Origin of the sequence: Mesorhizobium tianshanense (assembly GCF_007830515.1) — a bacterium.
Taxonomy (GTDB): Bacteria; Pseudomonadota; Alphaproteobacteria; order Rhizobiales; family Rhizobiaceae; genus Mesorhizobium; species Mesorhizobium tianshanense.
In genome coordinates this window covers 65,548-74,579 of record NZ_VLKT01000011.1, presented here as the reverse complement: position 1 = coordinate 74,579, position 9,032 = coordinate 65,548, and the positions used below count along the sequence as shown (strand labels likewise).

General features: G+C 59.0%; 7 protein-coding genes. 4 read left to right on the top strand and 3 right to left on the bottom strand.

The features are described from left to right. The first annotated feature begins 404 nt into the window (after positions 1-404). Positions 405-593 (top strand): hypothetical protein, encoded by a 189-nt coding sequence (locus IQ26_RS10930; RefSeq protein WP_145716714.1) that lies wholly within the window; start codon positions 405-407, stop codon positions 591-593. A gap of 194 nt (positions 594-787) precedes the next feature. Then, positions 788-991: a hypothetical protein gene (locus IQ26_RS10925; protein WP_145716713.1), complete on the top strand. Its 204-nt coding sequence runs from the start codon at positions 788-790 to the stop codon at positions 989-991. Between the two features lie 333 nt (positions 992-1,324). Here IQ26_RS10925 and IQ26_RS10920 read toward each other — a convergent pair whose 3' ends face one another. Next, entirely contained in the window at positions 1,325-3,283 is a 1,959-nt protein-coding gene (locus tag IQ26_RS10920) for an oxidoreductase (protein ID WP_145716711.1), read from the bottom strand. Between the two features lie 282 nt (positions 3,284-3,565). Then, entirely contained in the window at positions 3,566-4,867 is a 1,302-nt protein-coding gene (locus IQ26_RS10915) for an acetoin dehydrogenase dihydrolipoyllysine-residue acetyltransferase subunit (protein ID WP_145716709.1), read from the bottom strand. 249 nt (positions 4,868-5,116) lie between these two features. On the opposite strand from IQ26_RS10915, the gene IQ26_RS10910 reads away from it, so the two are divergent. Then, the gene (locus IQ26_RS10910; RefSeq protein WP_145716707.1) at positions 5,117-6,256 is read left to right on the top strand and encodes an acyl-CoA dehydrogenase family protein; all 1,140 of its coding nucleotides are present in this window, start codon (positions 5,117-5,119) and stop codon (positions 6,254-6,256) included. 5 nt (positions 6,257-6,261) lie between these two features. Next, on the top strand, positions 6,262-8,202 hold the full coding sequence (locus IQ26_RS10905) for a 3-hydroxyacyl-CoA dehydrogenase NAD-binding domain-containing protein (protein WP_145716867.1): 1,941 nt from the start codon (positions 6,262-6,264) through the stop codon (positions 8,200-8,202). Positions 8,203-8,245: 43 nt separating this feature from the next. Here IQ26_RS10905 and IQ26_RS10900 read toward each other — a convergent pair whose 3' ends face one another. Continuing rightward, positions 8,246-8,989, bottom strand: coding sequence for a GntR family transcriptional regulator (locus tag IQ26_RS10900; protein ID WP_162457929.1), 744 nt, complete (start codon positions 8,987-8,989; stop codon positions 8,246-8,248). Between the last annotated feature and the right edge of the window lie 43 nt (positions 8,990-9,032).

Genomic DNA, 9,032 nt, shown 5'->3' with positions numbered 1-9,032 from the left:
TTGACCTTGCGGCCACTACCGGCGACGCAAACCGACGTGACGCTGCTCGATAGCGATCGCTTCGCTTTAGAATCTCCTTCATAAGCACACGCAATTCGGCCGGAGGATGTCACTTGGCAGTTAACCGGGGTCTTCCTCAAATTGTGTGATGGCCCCGAAACAGAGCCCCAAAGTGGATATTCTGAGCGGTTCAGCGACCGCGCGACGCACGATGCGTGCTTCAAACGGTCCAAACGTGCGGATATGGCGGCAAGTATGAGCAGCACCACACAATTTGAGGAAGACCCGTTAATTGTAAGAATGCGCCGATTGTGTTGGGACCGGTAATTTCTCTGGGGTCGAATACGGATTGTTAGATCTAGGCCAGTGCAGTCCATCAGCATCGCTTTCTCGAGGAGGAAGCGATGGCGGTGGACTGGACGATCACGATCGAAGGGAAGAACGAGTTCGGCGACGTGTGCCGACGGGAAATGAGGATCACCAAGAGCTGGGAGAGCCTTTTCGACGGTGATATCGGATTGTCAATAGAGGACGGCAAGACGATCATGACGGCGCTGCAAAGCGCAGTCGTAGCCCATGAGGCGGAGACCTAGTCCCTCTTCCGTCGGGTCTGCCCGGACTGCCAGACGTTCCGGCCGGTCAAGGACTATACGACACGCCGGATCCGAACCGTCTTCGGCGCTGTTGAGGTTCGCAATCCTCGCTGGATGTTGTGCCGGGATTGCTACCCGGGCATGCTCGCGCTCTCCACGCACTTGAAGGAATCGGATACAGCGGTTTTGGCGATGTGACGGTTATCTCGGACGGGACCGAAATCCTGAAGCGGCTGCCCCGCGCCTTGTCAAAGCCGACAACCCACATCATCGACTGGTTCCACATCGCCATGAAGATCCAGCCGATGAAGCAGATCGCCGACCACATCGTGCGGTCCCGATCCAGCCTCTTTGAAAGGCTTCCCGCCATCGACCGGGATATCAGATCGGTGAAGTAGCGTTGTGGCATGGCCGGGTCGATCGCGCGATTCGCGACTTGGAGAGCCTTCTCGCCAGACTGAACCAGCCGCAGGGAGAAACCGAGTTGTCGATCGCACGATCAACGGCGAAACTTCGCGATCGTTTACGGGGCCCTTTCCGACAGCCTGAAGCGAACGTGCCACCACCATTCAAGCCGAAACCGCCTCTTCTGCGTGCCGCCTGGCCCCAGAGAAACTACCGGTCTCTATCCTGAGGAAGCAGTCGAAAGCGGAGACGCAGATCTCTCGGCAACTGTAGCGTGATCATGTTGTCGCAACGCCAAGCCATCTCAGCTGTGTAGCTGGCCGTCACTACAGCCTCAAGCCGGTTCGCAGCCCCTCCAGCATGGCCTCCTCTACCGTTCGCGGCGAAAGCGCGTCGCCAATGAGGTGAGTCTGGACGCCGGGCAATTCAAAATTTGGCACAGAGGTTGTCGCATTTCCGAAGGAGCCAATCACTGTGTCTACGCTCTCGCAAATGATGGCGCTGCCTGTGCACGTGTTTTCGAAATAGGCATCCCTCTCATCGGCGCCGAACAGACGGGCAAGATTGATAAACCGTACACCGAGGTTTGCGAGATCGCTCGTCCACTTATCTCGAATGAAGGGCATGAGACTGACACCCGGTGTGTGAGCCGAACTGTAGATTGTCACTTGTCGCCCCTCGCGAACCAATTTCTCGGCAAGTCCAAAAGAGATCCAGTCGCCGCGCCAGTCTGCTATCGCAACATTGCCGCCGCATTCCACGTCTCCCTTCAGAACCTGTGATGGGGTGAACACCTCGCGTTCGTCGCTGAGTTCAAGTTCCGGCATGTAAGGCAACGCACCGGTTGCAACCACGATGTGGTCCGGATTCCGCGACTTGATGATATCCGCGTCGGCACTGATCCCGAGTTCGACTTTGACGCCAGCCGCCTGAAGTTCCTGCTTCAGATTGGTCACGACGCCACCAAACTCAGCACGATCTGGCAGGAGTTGCGCCAGCAGGACTTGGCCCCCGAGCTGCCCGGACTTCTCGAACAGGGTAACGTCGTGACCCCGTTTGCTGGCGACGATGGCAGCCTTCATGCCTGCGGGTCCCGCGCCCACGACGACGACTCTCTTCGGGCTCCGCGCCGGTCCCGCCATACCGACTTCCAGCTCGCGGCCAGTTTCGGGACGCTGAATGCACGAGATGGGCGTTCCAAGATAAAGGTGACCGATGCATGCCTGGTTGCATCCGACGCAAGCCCTGATGTCATCGACCTTGTCGGCCTGCGCCTTCCTGGCCATGTCGGGATCGCAGATTTGAGCACGGGTCATGCCGCACATATCTGCGTCGCCACGTCGTAAAATCTCTTCGGCAACGTGGGGCTGATTGATCCTGCCGGTGACAAAGACCGGTACGCTGACCCGTTCTTTCACCATTCCCGCGTAGGGCGCAACGTAACCGGGAGTGAAGGTCATCGCCGGCACGACGTGAATGGCGCCTTTTGCGCTGCTCGACGTACCGGCAGTGATGTTGTAATAGTCGAACGCATTGGCCTGCTCAGAAGCGTTGATTGCTTCGAGGCATTCGGAAGGCTGGAGCCCCCGGTTGTCCTCCTCGTGTCCGGAAATGCGAAGGCCCAGGACCGGTTCATCTCCGATCGCGTGTCGAACCGCCTTTGCAATCTCACTCAAAAAGCGAATTCGATTCTCGAAGGTCCCCCCGTACTCGTCAGTCCTTCGGTTGATCCTTGGATTGAGGAATTGCGATGGAAGGTAACCGTGACTGGCGACTACTTCGACTCCATCCAATCCAGCTTCAATCATGCGTCTGGCCGTACAGGCGTAGCCATCGATTACCTCGTGAATCATCTGCCGGGACATAGGGCTTGCAGTTCCGAGATAGCGTTCGTGTTTGACCAGTGAGGGCGCATAGCTTGCCGTCCTCGTGCCGTCGCTAGCTATCCCGAATAATTCAGCCCCTGGATGGAAAAGTTGACCGAACACTGCTGCTCCATTTTCATGAACGGCATCCGCGATCTTCCGAAATCCCAGAATACAGCCGTCCTCAAACCCATTGATGACGGTGTTGTGGAAGAAGGCGCTTTCATGGACGGCCGTGCACTCGAGGATTATCAGTCCAACTCCGCCAGCGGCACGAGCGCGGTGATATGCCACCAACTCGTCTGTCGCTTTGCCGTTCCTTGCCAGAAGCGTGTGATGACCAGTTGACAGTATCCTGTTCCGGATTCGCTTCCCGCGAATGTGGTGCTCGGAAAAGAGACTAGGAAACAACTTTGACATGGTATTGGTGCCCCTCCATCGTTAGCCACCAACATTTTACCAGCGGAGAATTGTATGGAGTTACCGCAAAGCGCAATATTGCTGTCATTATGCGAAGGGCTGGGAGGCTGGGCTGGGGGATCGCCTGTTTTACTGCAACCTGTTCATTCGCGGTCTGGTTTCTGACAAACAACAACTCTTCGTTCGCAGGAGAAGTCCATACGTGGACGGCTTCGGTTTGGAAGAAAATGTGAAGACTGGACTGCCCCTGGTGCGATAGACAGCCCCCGCCTATCCTTGTGATCAAGCGCTTCGCCAGAGCTCCTGCAGAATGGTGAGCGCCAGATCGGGCCGCTCGATTTGAGGCATGTGACCGCAGGAATCCAGCAAATGAAGCGCGACATTCCCAGGAAGTCCCCGCGTGGATGCCACTGAAAGGATGCGGTCCTGAAGGCCGAAGACCACGCGGACGGGATGACTAATCGCGGCCAAGTCGCCTCGAATGGAAAAAGTCTGGGTGGCGTCCCGAAAGAAGCGTCTGCTAAACTTCTCCATCGCTTCTGTCAGGCCGTGGTCTTTTCGCTGTTGAACGACCGCAGCCAGAAACGCGTCCGTAATTCGCGAAGGTTCGTGACAAAGATATTCAAGCCAAGGTCGCAAGCTTTCGGCCGTCCGCGCGTGCAGGATGCCGTTGAGTAAATCTCCGTCGATCTTCGGCCCGAGACCTGCAGGGGAGAAAAGGCAAATCGCTCTGCAATCCACCTGGGCTCGGAGAGCAATGCGGGTGGCAAGAGCAGCGCCAAAAGAATGGCCGCACAGCACGGATGGACCCACACCGATATCGGCAAGCGTCCGTTCCACTGCGGTGGCGACGTCGTCCAGATCCACGGGCGTATCGCGCGGCGAGCGTCCGTGGGCAGGCAAATCCAGTGCGAGCACGGGTGCATTGACACGCCCGCACGCAAGCATGCCTCGCCAGATGTTCAAATCTGCCGAGAGCCCATGCAGGAGAACGATGGGAAAACCCTCGCCATGCCGCATCCACGTACTGTTGAGCAGCTCGCTCCTATTGTGCGCGGGCATCGGCCGGGTTGACGGCACATCGATGTTCCGCGCCGCGGGAGCCTGAGCGCCGCTTCCGGCGTTGGGTATCGGAAGGACGTCATCTCGTACGATTCGGCCGCGCGGCCCGGTTCCTACAACGTTGTCCAAATTGATATTGTTCTCGCGCGCAATTCGTCGGGCGAGCGGCGTAGGATTAGGAGGACGCTTTGACGTCGTTCCTTCAATCAACGGTCCTACCGGAGCATCCTGCTTGCTCGTAGTCGCTGGTTGCAGCGCAATGATTGCAGCGGTTTCGTAGGGCTCACCCTCGAGAAAAATACGGGCCACTTCGGCGCCGACATCGACTTCGATGTCGCTTGCTATCAGCCGGCAAACTCTTCCCGCCGCGGGCGCCTCAACCTCCACCGCTGCCTTATCGTTGTCGATTTCGAACAAAATGGCGCCGGATTTGACCTCCTCGCCGTTTTCCACGAGCCATCGTGAGATCTTTCCAGTCGATACCTCAAGGCTGACTTTCGGGTAGCAGACATCGATGGGCATGACGTGTCCTTCTGTGAAGAGCGACCCTTTCAAGGATCCGGTCGGTCTTCAATAACGAAATTTAATTCCAATTATGAAGAGGAGATAGCGTCGCTGTCAATCGGACCAAACGTGGTCGGAGACTCGCTGTTACCCATACTCCGTTTATGGAACTAAATTCCATTTTCTGTTGAAATAGCCTATGGTTTGTGCGAAGGCTGTTCGGCGAACTCCCCGGGTCTGCCGCCGGCAAGATGAGATGCAGGATTCATGATACGCGACGCTGAAGTGCTGGATGAACTGTCGCGTACCATTCGGCGTTTCGTCCGGGAGCGGTTGATTCCGGCAGAGGCAAAAGTCGACGAAGACAATGAGGTTCCTCCCCAAATCATCTCGGAGATGGCGGCGCTCGGTCTCTTCGGCATGGCAATTCCAGAGGAATACGGCGGTCTCGGCCTCACGATGGAGGAGGAGGTGTCTGTCGCCTTGGAACTCGGCTACGCGGCGCCAGCTTTCCGTTCGGTGATTGGCACCAACAATGGAATCGGCTCGCAAGGTATCATCGTGGACGGCACCGAAGCGCAAAAGCTTTTCTGGCTTCCGAAGATGGCGGATGGATCCGTGATCGGCTCGTTTGCGTTGACCGAACCCGACGTCGGTTCGGACGCAGGCGCTATCAAGACGACGGCCGTGAAGGACGGTGATCACTACATTATCAACGGAGCCAAGCGATTCATAACGAACGCGCCGGTCGCGGGCGTGTTCACATTGATGGCCCGCACAGGCGCTCCGGGTTCATCCGGCGTTACTGCTTTTCTGGTCCCGGCCGACTGTCCGGGACTGACCCTCGGCACTATCGACAGGAAGATGGGACAGCGCGGCACGCGGACATGCGACGTAGTGCTGAACAGTTGCCGCGTGCCCGCCGACGCCGTGATTGGCGGCGTGGAAGGGCAGGGCTTCAAGACGGCGATGAAAGTGCTCAACCGCGGCCGTCTTCATATCGCGGCGGTCTGTGCGGGGGCCGCGCAACGCCTTTGCGACGAGTCCGTCGCGTTTGCGCGCAATCGGGTCCAGTTCGGCAAACCGATATCAGAGCATCAGTTGATCCAGGCGATGTTGGCCGACAGCGCGACCGAGACCTTGGCAGGACGCTGCATGGTGACGGCGACCGCGCGCCGGTTCGACGCCGGGGAGCGCATCGTGCAGGAGGCCGCCAGTTGCAAGCTGTTCTGCTCCGAGATGGTAGGCCGGGTTGCGGATCGTGCGGTGCAAATCCACGGTGGGGCCGGTTACATACAGGAATACGCCGTCGAGCGGTTCTATCGCGACGTTCGGCTTTTCCGCCTCTATGAAGGCACCTCTCAAATCCAGCAGATCATCATCGCCCGCGAGATGACGGCGGCTTGACCGGCATGGCCGTACAGCACGAAATGCGCGGCGATGTCGTCGTCGTGACCATAAACAACCCGCCGGTGAACGCGCTTGGGAAGGCGGTTCGTCAACTTTTGCTGGAACTTGCCGAGGAATTTGATGCCGACCGCACCGTCAAGGCAGTGGTGCTGACCGGCTATGGCCGTGTATTTGTAGGCGGCGCCGATATCACCGAGTTCGAAAAGCCGCTCGAACCACCATACCTACCGGACGTCGTGGCTCGCATCGAAGGCGCGTCAAAGCCTTGGATCGCTGCGCTCGGCGGGGCAGCGATGGGAGGCGGCCTCGAGCTTGCGCTAGGATGTCGCTTTCGGGTCGCCGGCGCAGATGCACGTTTTGCGCTGCCGGAGATCAATCTCGGGCTCATACCCGGCTCCGGTGGTACCCAGCGCCTTCCTCGTGTGATTCCCGTCGACGTGGCCGTCCGCGTCGTCTCGGAGAATTTGGTACTCGATGGCCGTCGTGCCGCCGAACTGGGGCTCGTCGATTACCTGACCGAACTGCCCGTCGTCGATGCAGCGGTGGAATTTGCCCGCAGCGCCATTGCGCGACCGCTGCCCACGGCCGCCTCCGGCCGCGATCCCGTGCATTTGGAGACAAAGGCGCTCGAGGAAGCGGACGCACGGGTGCGCCGCTCCGCGAGAAGTGCCGCCGCGCCGCTTCTCGCGTTCGCAGCCTTGCGAACGGGTCTGGAACGTGGCGTCGAGGCAGGTCTGGAACAGGAGCGTTCGACATTCCTCCATCTTCGCGATAGCCGAGAAGCCGCCGCCTTGCGTTATTTGTTCTTCGCGGAGAAAGCTGCGCCGAGACCGGCCGACCTGCGAGATGTGGAGCCGCTACCGATTAAAAAGGTCGGTGTCGTCGGCGGCGGCAAGATGGGGGTTGGTATCGCGGTGGCCTTGCGCAACGCTGGCATTCCCGTCGTCCTGGCCGACCGCGACGTACCCAGCCTCGGGCGCGAGCTCAACGAACTGCGCGCCATTTTTGCCGCCGCGCAAAAGAAGGGTGTGATCTCCCTCGCTGATGTCGAGGCGCGTATGGACGGGGTAAGCGGCACTTTAGCCTTTGACGCGTTCAGCGACTGCGACCTTGTCGTCGAAGCTGTGTTCGAGGACCTTGCTGTGAAACGCGACGTGTTCTCACGCTTGGCCCAAGCGTGCGCTCAAGAAACCATCCTCGCAACGAACACGTCGTACATGGACCCGCGCCAGATCAGCGACGGACTGGTGCGGAGCGAGCGTTTCATCGGGCTGCACTTCTTCAGCCCTGCGCAGGTCATGAAGCTCCTGGAGATCGTCCCCACGCCAGAGACTCGACCCGCGGTCATCGCGACAGCGTTCGAACTTGCAAGGAGGCTGGGCAAAGTGCCCGTGCGCTCCGGCATCTGCGAGGGATTCATCGGCAATCGCATCCTCAAGCGGTACCGGGCGGACGCGGAAGCAATGCTGTCAGAGGGTGTCGCCATAGCCGACATTGATGCGGCGATGCGCGGCTTTGGCTACGCCATGGGGCCGTTCGAGATGCAGGACATGGCTGGTCTCGATATCTCGTTCATGCATCGGGAAGCAGCGAGGGCAAGGGGCGAGAGTATTCCGGAAACTCCAGGCGATCTGCTCGTGCGTGCGGGCCGGAAGGGCCAGAAATCCGGCGGGGGATGGTATGATTACGCGCCCGGCGAGCGTACTCCGTTGGTTTCCGCGGATGCGGCGAGGATTCTGGAGGCGATGCTTGGAGCTCGTCCGAAGCAATTGTCCGCCGAAGCAATCGTCGATCGGCTTGTTTCTGCGATGGCGCATGAGGGACAAGCCATTCTCGATGAAGGAATTGCTTCAAAGCCAAGCGACATCGACCTTGTCGAGGTGCACGGCTACGGCTTTCCGCGTCGGCATGGCGGGCCTATGTTTCGCATGAGCAGGCGATGACTACGTCGTCCGATTCCGTCGGCGCGCCAGCGCCGCCACAGCGCTATCCCGACGTCTTGCGGCGGCCACTGCCACGACGTGTTTCGGACTTGATCTTGTCGAGTATGCGCTGCGAGCCTTCCAACAGATCACTTACGACAGAGTCGCCCGCGGCCTTGGCGTCGCCGCGCCTCAGTGCATCGATGATGCGGTCGTGCGGGTGCACGTCGAACGTCAACCTTTTCGCCAGCGGATATTGATTGCTGACAAAGGGACCCGCAAGGAGCCAGAGGTTTTCGATCACCTTCACCAGTACGCTGTTGTTGGATTTTCGATAGATGGAGAAGTGAAACGACTGGTTTGCGGATAGCGCCTTCTTCCAGTCCTGATCTTCTTCCGAACGGAGAAAATCGCGCTGATACTGCTGCAGATCCGAGATTGCACGGCGCGTCATGTTGGCCGCGCTCAATTCGGCGGCAAGGCGTTCCAAGGGCACTCTCGTCTGACGGATCTCCAGGTAACCCGGAATTGTCAGAACCGGTACCCTTGGCTGATGGCCAAGCTTCAGTTCCAAGGCTCCGTCGGCAACCAACTGGATGATAGCCTCTCGAACAGGAGTCTGCGACGTTTGATATGCGGCCGCGAGATTCCGGATGTTCAACCTGCTGCCAGGCTCATAGAGACCTGACATCAGCGCGAGACGCAGTTGGGCGTATATGCGCTCAGCAAAGCTGTGTCTTGCCACGGCGAGTGTCTGGACGGAGCGTCCCGTGATATCGCCCGGCGTAGCGTCAGGATCGCTTCTCATTCCGCATCTCCGCGCAGGATTCAGGGCATCTTCGAATCGACCA